General features: G+C 67.4%; 18 protein-coding genes and 3 pseudogenes. 6 read left to right on the forward strand and 15 right to left on the reverse strand.

The window, feature by feature from the left end; all coding sequences use genetic code 11:
• Positions 1 to 26: 26 nt before the first annotated feature.
• Together OG874_RS09110 and OG874_RS09115 are read right to left on the reverse strand one after the other, a co-directional pair.
• Positions 27 to 218 (reverse strand): hypothetical protein, encoded by a 192-nt coding sequence (locus tag OG874_RS09110; protein ID WP_330254678.1) that lies wholly within the window; start codon positions 216 to 218, stop codon positions 27 to 29.
• 205 nt (positions 219 to 423) lie between these two features.
• Complete coding sequence (locus OG874_RS09115) at positions 424 to 1,110, reverse strand: SDR family oxidoreductase (RefSeq protein ID WP_330254679.1); 687 nt, start codon at positions 1,108 to 1,110, stop codon at positions 424 to 426.
• Between the two features lie 196 nt (positions 1,111 to 1,306).
• Between OG874_RS09115 and OG874_RS09120 the strand changes: the two genes are divergently transcribed.
• Together OG874_RS09120 and OG874_RS09125 are read left to right on the forward strand one after the other, a co-directional pair.
• A complete protein-coding gene (locus tag OG874_RS09120; RefSeq protein ID WP_330254680.1) occupies positions 1,307 to 2,029 on the forward strand; it encodes a hypothetical protein in 723 nt (240 codons plus the stop codon).
• A 3-nt stretch (positions 2,030 to 2,032) separates the two neighbouring features.
• Positions 2,033 to 2,182, forward strand: a pseudogene (locus OG874_RS09125) (DNA-binding response regulator); the annotation flags it as partial.
• A 46-nt stretch (positions 2,183 to 2,228) separates the two neighbouring features.
• Here the strand turns inward: OG874_RS09125 and OG874_RS09130 are convergent.
• From OG874_RS09130 to OG874_RS09140, 3 genes and pseudogenes are all read right to left on the reverse strand, one after another.
• Entirely contained in the window at positions 2,229 to 2,720 is a 492-nt protein-coding gene (locus OG874_RS09130) for a nuclear transport factor 2 family protein (protein WP_330254681.1), read from the reverse strand.
• Positions 2,686 to 3,045, reverse strand: a complete 360-nt coding sequence (locus tag OG874_RS09135) for an NADPH-dependent FMN reductase (RefSeq protein WP_330254682.1) — start codon at positions 3,043 to 3,045, stop codon at positions 2,686 to 2,688. The genes OG874_RS09130 and OG874_RS09135 overlap by 35 nt, the downstream gene beginning before the upstream one ends.
• A gap of 64 nt (positions 3,046 to 3,109) precedes the next feature.
• A pseudogene (locus OG874_RS09140) lies at positions 3,110 to 3,319 on the reverse strand (NADPH-dependent FMN reductase); the annotation flags it as partial.
• 135 nt (positions 3,320 to 3,454) lie between these two features.
• On the opposite strand from OG874_RS09140, the gene sigJ reads away from it, so the two are divergent.
• From sigJ to OG874_RS09160, 4 genes are all read left to right on the forward strand, one after another.
• Complete coding sequence (gene sigJ / locus OG874_RS09145; protein ID WP_330254683.1) at positions 3,455 to 4,345, forward strand: RNA polymerase sigma factor SigJ; 891 nt, start codon at positions 3,455 to 3,457, stop codon at positions 4,343 to 4,345.
• Between the two features lie 519 nt (positions 4,346 to 4,864).
• Positions 4,865 to 5,887 (forward strand): DUF6492 family protein, encoded by a 1,023-nt coding sequence (locus OG874_RS09150; protein WP_330254684.1) that lies wholly within the window; start codon positions 4,865 to 4,867, stop codon positions 5,885 to 5,887.
• A gap of 1 nt (position 5,888) precedes the next feature.
• Positions 5,889 to 5,987, forward strand: a complete 99-nt coding sequence (locus OG874_RS09155; RefSeq protein ID WP_330257231.1) for a hypothetical protein — start codon at positions 5,889 to 5,891, stop codon at positions 5,985 to 5,987.
• A gap of 188 nt (positions 5,988 to 6,175) precedes the next feature.
• Positions 6,176 to 6,898 carry an alpha/beta fold hydrolase gene (locus OG874_RS09160; RefSeq protein ID WP_330254685.1) on the forward strand — a complete coding sequence of 241 codons (723 nt, stop codon included), beginning with the start codon at positions 6,176 to 6,178 and terminating at the stop codon, positions 6,896 to 6,898.
• 201 nt (positions 6,899 to 7,099) lie between these two features.
• Here the strand turns inward: OG874_RS09160 and OG874_RS09165 are convergent, their stop codons facing one another.
• The 10 genes and pseudogenes from OG874_RS09165 to OG874_RS09210 form a co-directional block, all read right to left on the reverse strand.
• On the reverse strand, positions 7,100 to 8,002 hold the full coding sequence (locus OG874_RS09165; protein WP_330254686.1) for a 3-methyladenine DNA glycosylase: 903 nt from the start codon (positions 8,000 to 8,002) through the stop codon (positions 7,100 to 7,102).
• Complete coding sequence (locus tag OG874_RS09170; protein WP_330254687.1) at positions 7,999 to 9,063, reverse strand: hemolysin family protein; 1,065 nt, start codon at positions 9,061 to 9,063, stop codon at positions 7,999 to 8,001. The genes OG874_RS09165 and OG874_RS09170 overlap by 4 nt, the downstream gene beginning before the upstream one ends.
• The gene (locus tag OG874_RS09175; RefSeq protein WP_330254688.1) at positions 9,056 to 10,447 is read right to left on the reverse strand and encodes a hemolysin family protein; all 1,392 of its coding nucleotides are present in this window, start codon (positions 10,445 to 10,447) and stop codon (positions 9,056 to 9,058) included. Before OG874_RS09175 ends, OG874_RS09170 begins: the two co-directional genes overlap by 8 nt.
• A 539-nt stretch (positions 10,448 to 10,986) precedes the next feature.
• Positions 10,987 to 12,423 carry a GuaB1 family IMP dehydrogenase-related protein gene (locus OG874_RS09180; RefSeq protein ID WP_330254689.1) on the reverse strand — a complete coding sequence of 479 codons (1,437 nt, stop codon included), beginning with the start codon at positions 12,421 to 12,423 and terminating at the stop codon, positions 10,987 to 10,989.
• Between the two features lie 86 nt (positions 12,424 to 12,509).
• Positions 12,510 to 13,340, reverse strand: a complete 831-nt coding sequence (locus OG874_RS09185) for a DMT family transporter (protein WP_330257232.1) — start codon at positions 13,338 to 13,340, stop codon at positions 12,510 to 12,512.
• A 289-nt stretch (positions 13,341 to 13,629) separates the two neighbouring features.
• Positions 13,630 to 15,030: pseudogene (locus OG874_RS09190) on the reverse strand (DEAD/DEAH box helicase); the annotation flags it as partial.
• 123 nt (positions 15,031 to 15,153) lie between these two features.
• On the reverse strand, positions 15,154 to 16,092 hold the full coding sequence (locus OG874_RS09195) for a M56 family metallopeptidase (protein WP_330254690.1): 939 nt from the start codon (positions 16,090 to 16,092) through the stop codon (positions 15,154 to 15,156).
• A gap of 64 nt (positions 16,093 to 16,156) precedes the next feature.
• Complete coding sequence (locus OG874_RS09200; RefSeq protein ID WP_330254691.1) at positions 16,157 to 16,549, reverse strand: BlaI/MecI/CopY family transcriptional regulator; 393 nt, start codon at positions 16,547 to 16,549, stop codon at positions 16,157 to 16,159.
• A gap of 97 nt (positions 16,550 to 16,646) precedes the next feature.
• Positions 16,647 to 17,483: an ABC transporter ATP-binding protein gene (locus tag OG874_RS09205; protein WP_330254692.1), complete on the reverse strand. Its 837-nt coding sequence runs from the start codon at positions 17,481 to 17,483 to the stop codon at positions 16,647 to 16,649.
• A complete protein-coding gene (locus OG874_RS09210) occupies positions 17,480 to 18,493 on the reverse strand; it encodes a FecCD family ABC transporter permease (protein WP_330257233.1) in 1,014 nt (337 codons plus the stop codon). The genes OG874_RS09205 and OG874_RS09210 overlap by 4 nt, the downstream gene beginning before the upstream one ends.
• Between the last annotated feature and the right edge of the window lie 15 nt (positions 18,494 to 18,508).

Raw genomic sequence — 18,508 nt, forward strand, 5'->3', positions numbered from 1 at the left:
TTCGTTGACGTGTCGCGCAGTCGTGTTCAGTCGGCGGCGAGCACGGTGTTTTCGTGCGTCAGCAGCGTGGTGCAGACCTCGAGCCGGAACTGTCTGAGTTCGGCCGATCGCTCGGCCAGTGCCGACTGCGCCCGGACGTATTCGGCTCGCCCCGCCGATGTCTCGATGCGGACCGGTTCGTGGCCGTCTTCGGTGAGATCGTGCGGACTCGCGCACATATCGAGTTCGCGTGCGGCGCAGGTGAACTCGCAGTAGTCGAACAGCGGGTCGGCGCAGATGAGCGGGGTCGGTTCGAAACCCCATTTATAGAAGTCGAATTGGGCATTGAGGTGCAGGCTTCGAGTGGTTGATCAGTGGCGGACGGGCGGCCTTCTGTCGAACGCGCTCTCTTGCCGAGGACGGGGTGGTCTCGGCGCTGTGTGGTCAGGCCGTGAATCCGCCGTCGATGGTGATGCTGGTGCCGGTGATGAAGCGGGCGTCGGGGCCGGTGAGGTAGGCGACCATGGCGCCGATTTCGTCGGGGGTGCCGAGGCGCTGTAGTGCCATGTGCTCGGTGAGGCGGGCGGCTGCGGGGCTGTCGGCGGGCATGCGGTCGTTGGCGGTGGGGCCGGGCTGGATGTTGTTCACGGTGATGCCGCGCGGTCCGAGGTCGCGAGCCAGCCCGCGGACCAGCCCCTGCAGCGCGGCCTTGGTCATGGCGTAGACCGCGCCTCCGGAAAACGGAACCCGATCGGCGTTGACACTGCCGATGGTGACGATGCGGCCGCCGTCGGGCAGATGGCCCAGCGCCGCGCGGAGAGTGTGCAGCACCCCGTGCACGTTCACCTGGAGCATCCGATCGATCTGATCGGACGCCAGTTCGTCGAACCGGCCGACGGCGGCGACGCCGGCGTTGGCGACCACGACATCCAGACGCCCGAAAGCGGCCACTGTCTGCTCGACCACGGCGTCCACGGCGTCGCGGTCGCTGCTGTCGGCGCGGACGGCCAGGACGCTGCCCGGGCCGAATTCGGTGACGATCGCCTCGGCGCGGGTCCGCGGGGCGCGCCGGATGCTCAGCCTGCGCCGTGCCGATCTCGACACGCATTTCCCCGGGTTGCTCGATGCCATCCTCGACACCGCGCCCGAGATGTTGTGACCGGCACCGGCTACCCTCCGCAATCGGATCTCAAAGCCTCACCGGCGGCCGCAACAACGTTATCCATGCGGGCCGATCCGTCGGCAGAGAAGCGACCTATGTTTCTGGGAAGGGACCTTCTACCACGTAAGATGACCGGTACGGGTCCACTCCTCGAGGAGGCTGGCGATGACCGACAGCCCGCGTTCGATCGCCGAAATCGACAAAACGCTCCCATCGGGTGCGGATCAGGAGCGATTTTCCGGCTACGGGGTGATGGGGATGCCATTCGCCAGCGGCCACTACTTGGCGTTTCGGCATTTCCCTGCCAGCTCGGTCGGTGCAGGGTACGACTCGGTGTGGCATCGAGACCCGGCCGGCGAATGGGTGATCTACAGCAGTGTTTCCCCGGAGGCCAGCTGTGCCCGCTATTTCGGCTCGGCGCTCGAAGACGCGCGGGTCGAACACATCTCGGTGACCTGGACGGGTCCGTCCGCGTTCACAGTGGAGGTGCGGGACAGGCTCGTATGGAATCTCGAGCTGGGACGATCGGCGGCGACGGCGGCGATGACGGGTCTCGGTCGCATGCTGCCCGCGGCTTTGTGGCGGCGCCCTGCCGTCCTGTCGCTCATGTCGCGGGTTGCGGGTCCGGCGCTGGGCGTCGGGCGGGTGCGGCTCAGCGGCACTTCCCCGAACGGTCAATGGTTCCTGGCCAATCCGAGGATGCTGTGGACCGTCGAGAACAGTGGTGCACGGATCGATGGAATCGATCTCGGTCCTGCGGGGCCGCTGGCCGAGCAGGCGAGGTTGGGGGACTTCTGGCTGCCGCAACGCGGAATGTTCGTCGTGGGCGAGGCATATTTCGAGCAGTACGATGCGGCGCGCCATCAGGCGGCCCGCCCCGGCTCATGATGGGCGCTCTCGCGGGTGCCGGATGTGCGGCCGGCCGACGGCAACGGCATCGAACTGTGCCGCGACCTGCTCTTCGGCGACACCACCGGCAGATTACGGTGCTTGATGCTGACCTTGTTCACCGACGACGAGGCCAGGCACGACGCGATGCTGCCCACGGGCTGCCGGTAGTTGCGGCGCCCCCGTGGGCAGCGCACGATCACTCGTATAGCTGCACAGCGGATACGTCCACACCCAGTCCGTTCTCTCCCAGCGGTGAGCCCGCCAGCGGTGAGTTGTCGAGGTATCGGATCTCGTAGACCCGTTCGGCGAACTTCCAGCCGTCGGCTGTTCGCCGGTAGCGATCGTGGTAGATCGCATAGTTCAAATGCGAACTGCCGGTTTTCAACCGGCCGAGTTCACAGATGTGGGCGCGGCCGGAGGCGGTGTCGCCGTCGATGTCGATCGCGCCGGGATGGGTGTGCTGAATGAAGTAGTCCCAGGCGTCTTGCATTCGCCGCATTTTGGTCTGGAAGTCGGCGCGGCCGGCGAGTTCGATACCTGCGTCGGGGATGCGTAACACCCCGTCGTCGGTGAACAGTGATGCCAGGCGGTCGAAGTCGCGCATCATCACCGCGTCGGGGAATTCGCCGCGGAGCGCTTCGATCTCGATACGGTCAGCGAGTGACCGAAAGTCGTTGGGTATCAGCATGATTGGCTCCTTCAGAGTTGAATTGCGGGGTATCGGTGCCGACCTGCCGTAACGGCGCGAGCGCGGCGCTCCATTCGACGACCTGATCCAGCAGCGTGTTCAGAGCTGTGGTGTGGTGGTCACCCGGTTTGAAGGCGGTGTAGTTCTCGAAATCGGTGAGCACCGAGATCGCGACCTGGTGGCTCACATCGGCCATGCGCAGGGCGCTGCAGACCAGCCGCAGATGCTCCACCGCGCGGACGCCGCCACCGGCGCCGTAGGAGACGAATCCGACCGCCTTGTCGGCCCACTGCGCGAACAGGTGGTCGATGGCGTTCTTCAGCACGCCGGGGGGCCGAGTGGTTGTACTCGGGGGTCACCATCACGAAGCCGTCGAACGGGGCGATCCGCTCGGCCCAGGCGCGGGTGTGCTCATGTACGGACGGGCCGAACATCGGCGCCACCGGCTCGTCCAGATGCGGTAGTGGGTGGTCGCGCAGGTCGATCAGTTCGAACTCGGCGTCGCCGCGCCGCGATGCCGAGTCCAGAACCCACTGGGCGACCTGCGGACCGTTACGGTTGGGCCGGGTACTGCCGAGGATGATGCCGATTCTGATCATGTCCGGAACTCCTGCTCTGCTGAAAGTGTCACGACCTTCCGACGACGCAGCCGGCCGGAATGTCAGGCCGTCTCACAGTTCGGGTCGCTGTTTCGTCAATAAGGTGAGGCCGCATCGACCGAAGGAGCCGACACCATGACCGATCCGCAACTGCGCTCGGTGATCAGCGAACGCCGTCAGCTGATCAATCTCGCCTACCGGTTGCTCGGCTCGCTGGCCGAAGCCGAGGATGTGGTGCAGGAGACCTACGCGCGCTGGTACGCGTTATCCGAGGGGCAGCGGCACGATGTGGCGGCGCCCGGCGCTTGGTTGACGACGGTCGCCAGCCGCATCTGCCTCGATCTGCTCGGCTCGGCCCGAGCCAGGCGGGAACGCTATGTGGGCGAATGGATTCCGGAGCCGGTACCCGACCGTTCCGAATGGCTCGGTGGTCCCGCCCCCGCCGATCCCGCCGACCGGGTCACCCTCGACGAGTCGATCGGTATGGCCTTCCTCGTCGTGCTGGATTCCATGACACCGGCCGAGCGGGTGGCGTTCGTCCTGCACGACGTCTTCCGCTACTCCTTCGCCGAGGTCGCCGACATCGTTGGGCGCACCCCGGCGGCCTGCCGCCAGCTCGCCTCCTCCGCCCGCCGCCGCATCCGTACATCGCAGGGCCCGGCGAGCACCCAGCGCGCCGAGGTGGTCAGGGACTTCAAACGGGCCTGGGAGACAAGGGATATCGAGGCCCTGATCGGTTTGCTCGATCCGCAGGCGACCGCGACCGCCGACAGCGGCGGCCTGGCTCCGGCTTTCCGCCACCCGATAACCGGCGGCGAGCAGATCGCCCGCGCCTGGATCGAAATCGCCGCCCGAGGCCCCGAGGTGACGCTGCTCGAGCGCACGGTGAACGGCCAACCCGGCCTGGTGGCGCAGCTCGCCGACGCCATCGTGTCGGTCTACGCCTTCGATATCGCCGACGGCCGGATCACCCGCATCTGGGCGATCCGGAATCCGGAGAAACTGCGGCCCTGGACAGCGGGCTGAACTGCCGTAACCACTGAGGATCCGACGGGCGGCTTCGTCACCCCGGCGAAAGGATTTCTGCGGTCGGGGCGCGCGCGGTTGTAAAGCTGTATCTGCCGCTGCTGGCCGAGCGCTTCGCCCGGCAGCAGTCGCACGCTCGGGCCAAGGTGGTCCGGCACGAAGAGTGGATCGTGGACGACTCGGCCGGGTTGCCGGTGGCCGAGGTGCGGCCGATCCGCGACGATATCGGTCGACGCGTGATCGACCTGCTGGCCGGCCTCGACCTCTCGGTCACCTCCTGACCGTCACCGGCCGCCGTCGACCCCAACCGCACCGGGTCGTTCACCACCTCGAGGTCCGGTTGTCAGCCAGGCGGCATGTGACGTGACGCGCGAGCCGCACCCGTGGCCAAGCCTGGCTCGGTCCCGGGCAAATGGCACTCGCTGACTGCCAGTGATGAAATGCTAAGGGGCCGACGCTTTTCGAGCCACGAATCCTGGCTATGGTTGCCAGCGACGATCAGCCGACGGGAGCGTGAACGTGACCACCGAAATTGCGCGCCTACCGGCGATCGACGTCATGATCCCGGTAGCAGCCAAGGACCTACCCAGCCTCGACGCCTGTATCACCGGGCTGAGGGCACACTGCCGTAATCCGATCCGATCGGTGAATATCGTCGGGTCCGCGCGACTCCGCGCACAGGTGCGGACCGGGCACGTGGTGCAGTGGATCGATGAGGAAGCGGTCTCGCCGACACCGGCCTCCATCGAGGCGATCCTGTGCGCAGCGGGCGGCGATCACCACAATTCGTCCTGGTATTTCCAGCAGCTGATCAAACTGAACTGCTTCCGCATCCTGCCGAGTACGGTCCAGCACCTCCTGGTGCTCGACGCGGACTACGCGCTCGTCGACGATGTCGTGTTCGTCGAAGACGATGGTAGATCCTATCTGGCACTTGGCTATCCGCTGCAATGGCACCTCGACACCCGCCAGCACGCGATCCCCGCCCGCCACTCCGCGATCACCGCAGCGACCCGGCTGCTTGCCGGGTGGCGGCCGGTCGACCCATACAGCGGGATGCAGCATCACATGGTGTTCGACAGACAAATCCTCGCGGACCTGATGCGACGAGTCGAGGATCAGCACGAGCGACCGTTCTGGGAGGCATTCCTGGCGACAATAGAACACGCCAAATGGACCGGTGCTTCGGAGTATGTGCTCTACCGCCACTTCGCAGCGAAGTTCTTCCCGGAACAGATCCGGTCACGACATCTCGACGCCATCGACATCATCCAGCCCGCCGAAAACGCTTTGTGGACATTGACCGACGCTGTCACCAGCGTCCGCCGGGCGGGCGTCAAGGCGATCGGATGCCACAGTTTCCTCAACTACCGCAACCGGATTGCCACCATGGACTACATACCCGACCAGTTACGCAGCCAGCTGCAAACAACCCCTGGGGCGCTGATGCTCGACCTCAACCAAGGTGCCCTCCACATCGCCCCCGCAACCCCACCCCTGGGTCGCGCCGAGTGTCTGGGGCGAACCCCAGGTCGTGGGTGAAGTGTCGTTCGCCGAGTGGACCAGTGACGGCCGCCCCCCGACCCCCTGCTGGCGAGGGCTACGCCCCGACAAGGCGCCGCGTGATGTGAAGCGCGAATGACCACTCACGCCGATGTCCACCTGCCGACATCCGAAATGCCGAGTTGCGTATCTGCATCCACGGCGGCGGAGTGACGCCTCGGAGCACTGAGAATCCGTGTGAATTCGGTTGCCAAGCAAGCGCTTTCCGCCGTATCGTCCGCATCATGCCCACCAACTTTCGCTGCGGCCAGGGGTGAAATGCGATCGATGATGGTGCCGGCCGATGACGGGACCCTGCTCCACGTCGGTGTCACGGGACACGGTCCGGATGTCGTGGTTCTGTCCGGTGGACCGGGCTGTGTCCATTACCTCGAGGATGACGGGCTGGCACCTCACGGGATGCGGGCGTGGTACCCAGAGCCCCGGGGTGTTGGACGCTCCGACGGTGAGCCGCACGACCTCGATCGGGCAGTCGCCGATATCGAAGCGGTACGGCGAGCCGAAGGTGTCGACAGCTGGGTAGTGCTCGGCCATTCCTGGGGCTCGGACCTGGCGGTGCGCTACGCGCTGGATCATCCCGACCGAGTCACATCCGTGGTCGGCGTCGCCGGGCACGGATTGCACAAGGACCGCACCTGGTCTCAGGCATACGAGTCCGCGCGGCATCTGGAAGCCGACATCGAGATCGACTGGGAGCCAGGTGTTCACGCCGCACTGAGCGCGTCGTTCGTGCAGTGGATTCACGAACCCGACCTGCTCCGCCGACTGGCCGACTCCACTGTCGTCATGACATTCATTGCGCCGCAGCACGACATCCGCCCGTCATGGCCACTGCGGCAACTCGCCGCCTTGATCCCGCACGGCAGGTTCGAGGAACTACCCGCAGTGGCCCACAATCTGTGGTCGACCGATCCGCAGGTGTGGGTCGACCTCGTCACAAGAGCATGCGCGACACCGGGCATGCCTGCGATGACACCACCAAAGTCGTAGTTCGGTATCGCTCCATACCACGGCAACATCCGCTCACAGCCGTACATCGGGTGTTCCTGACAACTACCGCTAGTAACCGATTGCAGGATGTTGAGCTGAGCGAGCAATCGGGCAGGTTGGTCTCGGCCGTGAGCTTGGTTCGTTCCGGGGTTGCATCGCGTCGATGGGCCTGATCGGAGTGGTGCAGTTTCGACGGACTGGCTATGGCGCGTCGGGTGCGGGTGTGAGGAGGTCTTGGCATGCGGTGCGGAGTCGAGCGCGCAGTACCTGGGCGTGTTGGGCGATATCGGACTGGTGGCGGGCGTAGTCGGCGCGTCCGGCGGGTGTTTCGATGCGGATCGGTTCGTAGCCGTAGGTGGTCAGGTCGTATGGGCTGGCGCGCATGTCCAGTTCGCGGGCGCGGTAGGCGAGCTCGAGGCAGTCGAATAGCAGGTCGGAGCATATGAGGGGGCTTGTAGCAAACCCCCATTTGTAGAGATCCATATTGGCATGCAGGCAGCCGGGTTGTTCGCGGGCGATCTGGTCGGCGCGGGTGAGCGGCTGCGCGTTGCGGCCGACGGCGTCCGGGGTGAAGAAGCGGAAGGCGTCGAAATGGGTGCAGCGCAAGGACATCGACTCGACGACCGCGTCGGTGCCGGTGCCGCCGAGGCGCAGCGGGACCTGCTGGTGCCGGACGTCGTGGGTCTTGTACACCATCGCCCATTCGTGCAGCCCGAAACAGGCGAGCTGGGCGGGGCGGGATGCGGTGGCGCACAACAGGTTCGCGATGAACGCGATGGTGTCGCGGCGGCGCGCGAGGTATGCCGGGTCGGCGGTGTAGGCCGACACCCCGGAGGTGGTGTCGGCGGGCGTGCCGTACACCTCGACGCGGTGGTACCCACGGGCCCCGTCATACTCGCGCGCACCCGCCAACGCGACGCCGAATCCCGGGTGCCAGCGCCGCAATTGGGCAGGCTTGTGCCCGTAATACGTGAACAGGAAATCGATCACCGGATGCGACGATCCCGCCGCACGCCGCTCCAGATACGGTCCGACGAGTTCGTCCAGCCGAGCCCGGTGCGCGGCGGCCCGGGCCCGCCACTCGGACTCGGCCAGCACGATCATTCGATCACCCGGTGCGTCCCATCGCGCACGGTACCGACGAACTCTTCCACCAGATCCTCGAGCGCCACGATGCCGACGGTATTGCCGCGGTTGTCGACGACCCGACCCAGGTGCGAATTGGTGCGGCGCAATCGGGCCAGCGCCTCGTACAGCATGGTGCCTGCACTCACCGTCGGCAGCGGACGAATATCGGTGCGCGGGATGGGGGTATTCGGTCCGGCGCTGTCATCGGCGACCTTGTCCAGCACATCCTTCACATGCAGATAGCCGACCAGCGAACCGTCGCTCGCGCGCACCGGATACCGCGAGAAACCGGTCTCGGCGACGGCGGTCTCGATATCGCCGAGCGTGGTTCCATTGCCGCGCAACGGAACCGAGCGGGTCGTCGCCAGCGGCACCATCACATCGCCGACGACGCGATCGGACGTGCCGAGCGCCTGGGTGAGGCGGCGGTGCTCCTCCTCGTCGAGCAGTCCCTCCGAACGGGATTCACCGATCATCTCGGCGAGCTCCACACTGGAGACCGTGGCCTCGAGCTCATCCTTCGGCTCGATCCGCAGCATCCGCAGCGACAGGTTGGCGGCCAGGTTGTAGAACGCGATGAGCGGACGCGCCAAACGCAACCACAGCAGGTGCACCGGAACCAGCAGCAGCGCACTGCGTTCCGGCCCGGCCAGCGCGATGTTCTTCGGGATCATCTCGCCGAACAGGATGTGCAGGATCACCACGATCGTCAGCGCGAGCGCGAACGCGACCGGATGCAGCAGCTGATCGGGCAGGCCGAGCAGCTCGAACGGCCCCTCCAGCAGATGCGCGACCGCCGGTTCGCCGACCCGGCCGAGTAGAATCGAGCAGATGGTGATGCCGAGCTGTGCGGCGGCCAGCATCATCGACAGGTTCTCACCGGCCCGGATCACCGTATCCGCCTTGCGCTTGCCCTGTGCGGCGAGCGCTTCCAGGCGATCGCGGCGCGCCGAGATCAACGCGAATTCGGCGGCGACGAAGAAGGCGTTACAGGCCAGCAGCACCACCGTGAGCAGGACACCGAGGAGATCACCCATGGCTGCTCTCCTTGGCGTTGTAGGTGGTCAGCGCGGCGGCGGCGACCGGAACCAGCCGGATCCGGTCGATGCGCCGACCGTCCATCCGTTCCACCTTGGCGATCCAGCCGCCGTCCTCCTCGTCGCTCGGATAGCGGTGCGAGGAGCGCGGATTCGGCAGGATCACCACGTCGCCGGTGACCGGAATGCGGCCGAGCCGGGTGAGCACCAGACCGCCGAGGGTTTCGTATTCGCCTTCAGGGGCGTCGTATCCGGTGGCGCGGGAGACCTCGTCGATGCGCAGCAGACCCGAGCAGTCCCAGCCGTCGGCGACCCGGCGGACATCGCGCTCCTCCTCGTCGTGTTCATCGCGCACGTCGCCGAGGATCTCCTCGATGAGGTCCTCCATGGTGACGATTCCCGCGGTGCCGCCGTACTCGTCGACCACCAGCGCCACCTGCATACCGTCGGCGCGCACCCGCTCGAGCACCTCGTCGCCGTCGAGGCTGGCCGGCACGATCGGTACCGGACGGGCCAGCAGGTGCAGCGGGATGGTGTTGCGGACAGTGGCGGGATGGGTGAAGGCCTGTTTGACGTGCACCACGCCCAAGGTGTTGTCCAGATCGCCGTCGATGATCGGGAAGCGTGAGTAGCCGGTCCGGCTGGCGGCCGCGATCAGATCGGCGATGGTATCGGACTTGTCCAGCGACTCGATCTTGACCCGCGGCGTCATCAGCTCCTCCGCGCTGCGCTCACCGAACTGCAGCGAGCGGTCCACCAACTGCGCGGTGCGGTGATCCAGCCTGCCACGCAGCGCGGACGTACGCACCAGGGAGCCGAGTTCCTGCGGGGAGCGCGCCGAGCGCAACTCCTCGGCCGGTTCGACGCCGAGGCGGCGGACCACCCAGTTCGCGGTGCTGTTGAGGAAATGGATCATCCACTTGAACACCACAGAGAAGGCGATCATCGGACCCGCGGTCGCCCGCGCGGTGCCGAGCGGCATGGAGATCGCGATGTTCTTCGGGACGAGTTCGCCGTAGATCATCGATAGCGAGGTCGCGAGCACGAGAGCCACCGTGAGCGAGATGCCGTGCGCCGCACCCGCGCTCACACCCAATGCGGTGAACAGCGGCGATAGCAGCCGCGCCAGCACCGGTTCGGCAATGTAACCGGTGATCAGCGTGGTGATGGTGATGCCGAGCTGAGCGCCGGAGAGCTGGAACGACAGCGTGGTGTGCGCCTGCCGGACCATCCGCGAACGGGCATCGCCGACGGCGCGCACATGCGATTCGACGGTACTGCGCTCCAGCGCGGTGAGCGAGAATTCGGCGGCGACGAACAATGCGGTGCCCGCGGTAAGGGCGATGAACCCGACCAGGCTGAGCACGGTGAGCACGACGGACATCGTCAGCACCACCTGCGAGTCACACGATGGGCTGAAATGGATCGGGCTGCTGGGGGAAGGAGAGCGCCGGGTTTGTCACCCGGCTCGGTAGAGGAGCCCTCCTGTGCGGCGCCCTCGGACGCGGGTGACAACTTGTTCCTCTCGGCAAATGGGGTTTTGTGGTACCGGAAACCGGCAACCCCTATGCTACCGGCCCACGCGCGTGCCCGCGTGGGCCGGTGCTCTGTCTGATTTGCCGCGCCTTCGGCGCGGCGTGTTCGCGGCCCCCGGATGTCTCACGTCCGAGCCGTCGAGACTCGCGCCTGCGGCGCATGCGCTTCGACGGCTCGGACGTGAGACGGGCCGCGAACGGTCGCTCGTAAGACTCGCTCCGTGGTGGTTGTGTGGGGTGAGTTTGTCGCTATCTGTGTTGAGGCGGAGCCCTAGGCTTTTCCCTCAGCGGCTCGGACGTGAGATGGGTCGTGAATCGGTTCGCTTGTAGGACTCGCTCGGTGGTGGTTGTGTGGGGTGAGTCTGTCGCTACTCAGTGAGTCGCAGGCTTACCAGCCGCTCGGGAGTGGGCGGCCCTCGGCGAAGCCGGCTGCTGATTGGACGCCGAGTACGGCCTTGTCATGGAACTCGGGCAGGCTGCGGGCGCCCGCGTAGGTGCAGGCGCTGCGGACGCCGGAGCAGATGTGGTCGATGAGGTCCTCGACGCCGGGGCGTTCCGGATCCAGACGCATCCGCGAGCTGGAGATGCCCTCCTCGAACAGTGCCTTGCGGGCGCGATCGAAACCGCTGTCGGTGGCGGTGCGGGCGGCGACGGCGCGCTTGGAGGCCATGCCGAAGCTCTCCTTGTAGGCATTGCCGTCGCGATCGACGCGCAGGTCGCCGGGGGACTCGTAGGTGCCGGCGAACCAGGAGCCGATCATCACGTTGGAGGCGCCGGCGGCCAGTGCGAGAGCCACGTCGCGCGGGTGCCGGACGCCGCCGTCGGCCCAGATGTGCACGCCGAGTTCCTTTGCGGCGGCGGCGCATTCGGCCACCGCGGAGAACTGCGGACGGCCGACGCCGGTCATCATGCGGGTGGTGCACATGGCGCCGGGGCCGACACCGACCTTGATGATGTCCGCGCCCGCGGCGGCCAGGTCACGGGTGCCCTGGGCGGAGACCACGTTGCCTGCGACCAGCGGTACACCGAGGCCGAGATCGCGGATGGCGCTGAGGGTTTCGAGCATCTTGGCCTGGTGGCCGTGGGCGGTGTCGATGACGAGCAGGTCCGCGCCCGCATCGACGAGCGCCTTGGCCTTGGCGGCCACATCGCCGTTGATGCCGACCGCGGCCGCGACCCGCAGCTGGTTGTTGGCGTCGACGTTGGGCTGGTAGATGCCGGCGCGGATGGATCCGGTGCGGGTCAGCACGCCCGCGAGGCTGCCGTCTTCGGTGGTGAGCACTGCCAGGTGCGCGTGCTTGGCCTCGAGCAGGTCGAAGATATCGCGCGGCGAGGTGCTGGCCGGGGCCTGGATGAAATCGGTGATCGCGACATCGCGCAGCCGGGCGAACCGGTCGACATCGGTGCAGGACGCCTCGGTGACCACGCCGACCGGCTTACCGCCGTCGACGACCACGACCGCGCCGTGCGCGCGCTTGTGCATCAGGGCCACGGCCTCGGACACCGAACGCTCCGGATCCAGGGTGACCGGGGTATCGGCGGTGAGTGAACGGCTCTTGACGAAGGCGATGGTTTCGGCGGCCGCGGCGATCGGAAGATCCTGCGGGAGTACGACGATGCCGCCGCGGCGGGCGACTGTCTCGGCCATCCGGCGTCCGGCGACCGCGGTCATATTCGCGACGACGATGGGAATGGTGGTGCCGGACCCGTCCGCGGTCGACAGATCCACGTCGAACCGTGACGCGATATCCGTCCGATTCGGGACGAGGAAGAGGTCGTCGTAGGTCAGATCGTACGGCGGCTGATGACCAGGGAGAAACTGCACTTAACCGATTCTAACCGGTGCTCAGGGGTTCCGTGCGATTGCCCAGCATTCGATGAATGGCCGAGGCGGGCAGCAGAGTGCGTTGTTCAGGCATCGGCTTGGGCGCGGGACAGTTGAACGGTGGTCGCGCACATGACGGCGACGGCGACAGCGATCACGACCAGGCCGGCGCCGCCGGTGCGCAACCGCTCGTCGAGGACGGTGATGCCGACGAAGGCCGCGGCCAGGGGTTCGGCAATGGTGACGGCGGGTAGCGAGGCGACGAGCGGGCCGGATTGGAAGGCGCGTTGTTGCAGGTAGAGGCCGATCAGGCCGGAGCCGACCAGGGCCCAGGTCTGCCAGCTGCCGAGTACGTGGCCGAGACCGCCGTCGAACAGGTCGGTGACGTAGGCGGTGAGCGCGGCGGCCAGACCGAAGAGGGAACCACCCACGGTGCCGAAGAGCAACGCGCGGCGGGTCGGGTCTGCGGTCTTGATTCCGACGGCCGCGGCTACCGCGAGCACGCCGAGCAGCGCTGCCAGCGGAGGAATCCAATCACGTAGCGGCGCATTGGTATTGCCCTCGGTTGGATCGCCAACGATCAGGAAACAGGCCAGGGCCGCCGCGAGCGCGATGGCGGTCGCCCAGGTGCGCGGGGTGATGCGCCGGCGGTTGAGCCGGGCGGAGAGGGGCAGCGCAAAGATCAACATGCTCACCAGGATCGGCTGCACGAGCAGTACCGCGCCCAAGGCGAGCGCGACCACCTGCATCGCGTAACCGCCCGCATCCCCGACGATTCCGGCCCACCAGCGCGGGTTGCGCACCAGCGACCCCATCAGCGACTCGTCTTCTGGAACGGCGGCCGCCGCATGCTGCTGCGCGACTGCGGCGACCGCGAAGAGCAGCGCCGCGATCAACGCACAGACGACCGCGCCCATCTCATGATTCGACACCAGGTCAGTTTGCCCCGCGATTGCGGCCGCCCGACACCCCCTGCGGGCGTCCGGCGCGTCGGCGCGCACGCCCGGGCGTGTCTGCGCTGGTCGCAGCGGTGCGACCCGATAACGCGGAACCGGTACGGCCGGAGGTCGCCCCGGTCGCGCGGTTCGTCGACGCACCGGTGCCACGCGCCGCGGCGCCCGATCCGGCGCCACGGCCCGCGGCGGCACCGCGACCCGCGGCGCCACGGCCCGAAGCTCCGACACCACGCTCATCCGGCGCCGCGGCAGCACCGCGCGAACGGCCCGCGGATTTCGTCGCACCGCCGGCGCGGCCATTGCCACGTCCACCGGCGCCATTGGAACCCGCACCGCGTCCTACGCCATTCGCGCCGGCACCACGTCCCGTACCGCCCGACTTGCGGCCCGACGCTCCGCGCCGACCCGCGCCGACCTTCAATTCACCTTCGTCACCCACCGCGACCGCCGAGTTCGCGGCGACGATCGGCACACCCGACGGCTGCTTCGCGCCGGTGATCTCGCTCAAGCGCCGATCACCGGGGCGAACCTGCACACCGTCGACTTCGACGCCCGCCTTGCGGGTCATCTTCTCGACCTCCGCGCGCTCCTCCTCGGTGACCAGCGTGACGACGACGCCGTCCTCACCGGCTCGGGCGGTACGTCCCGCACGATGCAGGTACGCCTTCGATTCTCCGGGCGGATCCACGTGCACGACAAGGGAAATCCCGTCCACGTGGATTCCGCGCGCGGCCACATCGGTGGTCACCAGCACCGGCGTCGTGCTGTCCGCGAACGCGGCCAGCGTCCGCACCCGATTGTTCTGTGCCTTGCCGCCGTGCAGCGCCCCCGCGGCGATTCCGGCTCCGCGCAACTGCTTTGCGAGCCGGTCGGCACCGTGTTTGGTGCGCACGAACATGATGGTCAGCCCATCGCGCGCGGCGATCTGCGCGGTCACCTCGCGCTTATCGGTCTTGCGCAGGTACAGCAGGTGATGCGACATCGTCGTGACCGAGGCGGAGGCCGGCGCGGTCGAATGGGTGACGGGGGAACGCAGGTAGCGCTTGACCAGCTTGTCGACCTCACCGTCCAGGGTGGCCGAGAACAGCAGTCGCTGACCATCTTTCGGCGTCCGGTCGAGCAGCTTGGTGACCTGGGGGAGGAAGCCCATATCGGCCATGTGGTCGGCCTCGTCCAGTGCGGTGATCCGCACCTCGGACAGATCGGCGGAGCGCTGGTTGATCAGATCTTCCAGCCGCCCCGGTGTGGCGATGAGCAGATCGACGCCGCGCGCGAGCCGATCGGCCTGCCGCTTGATCGGCGCGCCGCCGACCACCGAGGCCACCCGCAACCCGAGCGCGAGCGCCGCGTTGTCCAGCGCCTTCTCGATCTGGGCCGCCAGTTCCCGGGTCGGCACCAGCACCAGCCCGCGCGGCTTGCCCGGCTTGGCGTGGCCGCCCGCGAGCAGGGTGAGCATCGGCAGCCCGAAGGCGAGAGTCTTGCCGGAGCCGGTCGGACCGCGCCCGAGCACATCCCTGCCCGCCAGCGCATCGGTCGCGGTCGCGGCCTGGATCGGGAACGGGGCCTCGATGCCGTCGCGGCGCAACGCCTGGACGAGCACGGCGGGTAGGCCCAGTTCCGCGAAGGTGGTGGCAGGGGTCGAGGAGGTCAAAGGGGTTGTGTGCCTTTCGTGTCTCGGCGCGGGCGGATCCGGGCACTCGTGGTGCCGCCGAGATGGTTGGGCCCGGTCATCGGGAAGCGGTAGGACCGGGTGTGTCAGGTGGAACCGGACGAATCAGTTACGGAGCAGTCGATCCAGTTCGACCAGCCAGGGTACCGCGACGGCCATGGTCGGGACCACCAGGATGGCCGCAGAGCCCAGATATGCCGCCGAGGCGACCCGAATATCGCCGATCCGTCCACCCAGTCGCTGGATGCGGATCAAGGTGGTCGGCCCGCCGGCGGCGAGCGCGCCCTGCGGTGCGGTGGATTTGGCACAGGCGACCAGCGCGCGGGCCAGCGGTGTCGGGCCGGTCACTTTGACCGCGGAGTCGTCGGCGAGCAGCTCGATCAGCAGTTTCACCGAACCGAGCGCGGCCTTGCTGCGCACCACCCGGGGAAAGGCCTCGTGCACCGCGGTGAAGGCCTCGAGCACCAGGTCGTGGCGGGCGCGCAGGTGGGAGCGCTCGTGGCTGACGATGGCCGTGACCTCGGCGTCTTGCAGACTGGTCAGTGTGCCCTCGCTCAGCACGACCCGCTGGCGCAGACCGGGCAGACAGTAGGCGATCGGCTCGGTCGAGGCGAGCACTCGGATATCGGCGGCACGACGATGCGGTCCGCTCTGATCGAGCAGATCGACGAGCATGCGATGCCGTGCGCGACGTCGGCGGGTGTGCACGCCAACGCGCACGATCGCGTAGATGAGGCGCGCGCCGACCAGCAGTGTCAACGCGAAGACGAGCACATACGCCAGCCACAGCGGCAGACCGAGCGCATCGATTTCGCGGGCCGGTGAGGTGGTCGGGCGACCGTCCGGTCCCGGCACGAGCAGTTCGGCGGCGATGGCCAGGCCCGAGCCGAACGCGCTGAGCACGGCGGCGAGCGCGATCGCCTGCCACAACACGAGCGCGGCGCGCGGTGTCCGATACGGCCAGGTCGCGCGGCTCAGTAGCGCTGGAGCAGGCCCCGCGAGAAGCAAAGCGAGACCGGCGAAGACCGGCGCGGTTGCGTTCATCGACTCAGCTCACTGCGTTGTGGGGCCAGGGCGCTCACCTCATTGTGAGGCCAGGATCCCAAGACTACTGCTTCGGCGGCGCAGTATCTTCGGATGCCTCGAGCTTAGCGAGTGCTTCGCGCAACGCATCCGTATCGTCCCTGCCGACCTGTTCGACGAAGTGCACGAGCGCCGCCGCGCGGCTACCCGCGGCGTCGGCCTGCTGCAGTGCGTCGACCATCAAACTGGCCACCAGTTCGTCACGGGTGTGCACCGGCGCGTAGCGGTGAGCGCGGTCGTCACGCCGCTGCACCACTAGGTTCTTCTTCGCCAGCCGTTGCAGCACCGTCATCACCGTGGTGTACGCGAGCTCACGGCGGGCGGCCAAAGCCTCGTGTACCTGCCGTACGGTCTGCGGCTCGTCACTGGACCACAGTTGGTCCATGACCGCTTTCTCGAGTTCACCAAGTCCTGCCATCCCACAAGTTTACGGACTCAACGACACAATTGCGTACTACACGCCGTCGTAACTGCCTGGTAGCTGGTGTGGTATTTGTCATAGGCCCGGCCGGGAACTACTGGCGAACTGCGCCCGGCAGTGTCTCAAAGGCGGCCAGGACGTGTCTGGTCCCGATCGGCACGATCATCGGTCGACCGGAGACCGGATCCTCCAGCACGGACGCGTCGAGATCGAAGACCTCGCGCAGCAGCGCGACATTGATGATGTCGGTAGGCGCTCCCTGTGCCACGATGCGTCCGTCGCGCATGACGATGAGTTGGTCGCTGTAGCGGATGGCCAGGTTGAGATCGTGCAGCACCATCACCACGGTGCGGCCGAGGTCGCAGTGCAACCGGTCGACCAGGTCCAGGACCTCGATCGAATGCGCGAGGTCGAGGTAGGTGGTCGGCTCGTCGAGCAGCAGGATGTCGGTGCCCTGGGCCAACGCCATGGAGATCCAGGCCCGCTGGCGCTGACCGCCGGACAACTCGTCGAGTGCGCGATCGGCCAGATCGGCGATGCCCGTCGCCCCGAGTGCGGTCATGACTTCTGATTCGTCGGTGGCCGACCACTGGCGGATCCAGGACTGGTGCGGATGACGTCCGCGCGCAACGAGATCCGCGACGGTCAGGCCCTCGGGCGCGACCGGCGACTGCGGCAACAAGCCGATGATGCGCGCGACATCCTTGGTCTTCATCGACGAGATCGCCTTGCCGTCCAACAGGATTCGGCCCTGCCGCGGGTGCAGCAGGCGGCCGAGCGCGCGCAGCAGGGTCGATTTGCCGCAGCCGTTGGGGCCGATGACGGTGGTGACCACACCGGGGGCGATGTCGATGCTGAGTCCGTCGACGACCACGCGGTCGCCATAGCCGAGGGTGACTTCCTGTGCGGAGAGCCGTATGCCGGTGGTCATGACAGGGTCGCCTTCCGATTCATGCGCACGAGCAGGTAGAGCAGGAACGGCCCGCCGAAGGCGGCGGTCACGACGCCGACCGGTAGATCGACCGGAAACAGCTTGCGCGAGGCCACATCCGCACCCACCACCAGGATGGCACCGACGAATGTCGAGCCGATGAGCGGTTCGCCCGGAGTTCGCAGCAGTCGCCGCGCGATCTGCGGTGCGGCCAGCGCGACGAATCCGACCGGACCAACGGCGGCGGTCGCCACGGCGGAGGCGACGACGGCCGCGCCGATCAGCAGCGCCTGCTGGGTCTGGATGCGCACACCGAGCGCCCGGATGGTCTCGGTGCCGAGGCGCAGTGCGGCAAGGGTTCTGGCCGAGCCGACCGCCACGATCACGACAATGGCCAGTGCCAGAGCGGCCGGGATCAATTTGGTTCGGTCCGCGCCATTGAGCGAGCCGTTGAGCCAGAGCTGGACGCGGACCGCGTCCTGCAGGCTGGCACGGGTGAGCAGAAAGCTGATGCCGGACAACAACAATGCGTTCACGCCGATGCCGATCAGCACCAGGCGCAGCGGTGTGACGCCGCGGTCGCCGGTGGCGCTGCGGCCCCACGCGAGGAGATAGATCGCGACCGCCGTGAGCAGACCACCCGCGAGCGCGGCCAGCGGTGCGCCGATGCTCGCGGCGAGTCCCGTTGTCGCGCCGCCGGTGCCGACGAGCACCGCGACCGCGCCGAGGCTCGAGCCGGTCGTGATGCCGAGGATGTCCGGCGCGGCGAGTGGGTTGTGCAGGATGGACTGGGTGATCGCACCCGAGATGCCGAGTGCCGCACCGACGACGAGTGCGGTAAGTGCGCGCGGCAGCCGGGACTCCAGCACGATGAAGCGCTGGGCGCGGGTGCCACCGCCGGTGAGCACGTCGAGTACCCGGCCGATGGGAATGTGGGTGTCGCCGAAGGCGATGTCGAGGCAGAACAGTGTGAGCAGTGCCGCGGCCAGGATTGCGATGGTGAGCATCATCGCAGGTCGCAGCAC

This window comes from Nocardia sp. NBC_00565, assembly GCF_036345915.1.
Taxonomy (GTDB): domain Bacteria; phylum Actinomycetota; class Actinomycetes; order Mycobacteriales; family Mycobacteriaceae; genus Nocardia.

What these genes read in the sequence shown, in the direction of transcription:
- OG874_RS09110 (WP_330254678.1), bottom strand. Translation starts at nt 218, where the DNA reads ATGTGCGCGAGTCCGCACGATCTCACCGAAGACGGCCACGAACCGGTC.
- OG874_RS09115 (WP_330254679.1), bottom strand. Translation starts at nt 1,110, where the DNA reads ATGGCATCGAGCAACCCGGGGAAATGCGTGTCGAGATCGGCACGGCGC.
- OG874_RS09120 (WP_330254680.1), top strand. Translation starts at nt 1,307, where the DNA reads ATGACCGACAGCCCGCGTTCGATCGCCGAAATCGACAAAACGCTCCCA.
- OG874_RS09130 (WP_330254681.1), bottom strand. Translation starts at nt 2,720, where the DNA reads ATGCTGATACCCAACGACTTTCGGTCACTCGCTGACCGTATCGAGATC.
- sigJ (WP_330254683.1), top strand. Translation starts at nt 3,455, where the DNA reads ATGACCGATCCGCAACTGCGCTCGGTGATCAGCGAACGCCGTCAGCTG.
- OG874_RS09160 (WP_330254685.1), top strand. Translation starts at nt 6,176, where the DNA reads ATGATGGTGCCGGCCGATGACGGGACCCTGCTCCACGTCGGTGTCACG.
- OG874_RS09165 (WP_330254686.1), bottom strand. Translation starts at nt 8,002, where the DNA reads ATGATCGTGCTGGCCGAGTCCGAGTGGCGGGCCCGGGCCGCCGCGCAC.
- OG874_RS09170 (WP_330254687.1), bottom strand. Translation starts at nt 9,063, where the DNA reads ATGGGTGATCTCCTCGGTGTCCTGCTCACGGTGGTGCTGCTGGCCTGT.
- OG874_RS09175 (WP_330254688.1), bottom strand. Translation starts at nt 10,447, where the DNA reads ATGTCCGTCGTGCTCACCGTGCTCAGCCTGGTCGGGTTCATCGCCCTT.
- OG874_RS09185 (WP_330257232.1), bottom strand. Translation starts at nt 13,340, where the DNA reads ATGGGCGCGGTCGTCTGTGCGTTGATCGCGGCGCTGCTCTTCGCGGTC.
- OG874_RS09195 (WP_330254690.1), bottom strand. Translation starts at nt 16,092, where the DNA reads ATGAACGCAACCGCGCCGGTCTTCGCCGGTCTCGCTTTGCTTCTCGCG.
- OG874_RS09200 (WP_330254691.1), bottom strand. Translation starts at nt 16,549, where the DNA reads ATGGCAGGACTTGGTGAACTCGAGAAAGCGGTCATGGACCAACTGTGG.
- OG874_RS09205 (WP_330254692.1), bottom strand. Translation starts at nt 17,483, where the DNA reads ATGACCACCGGCATACGGCTCTCCGCACAGGAAGTCACCCTCGGCTAT.
- OG874_RS09210 (WP_330257233.1), bottom strand. Translation starts at nt 18,493, where the DNA reads ATGATGCTCACCATCGCAATCCTGGCCGCGGCACTGCTCACACTGTTC.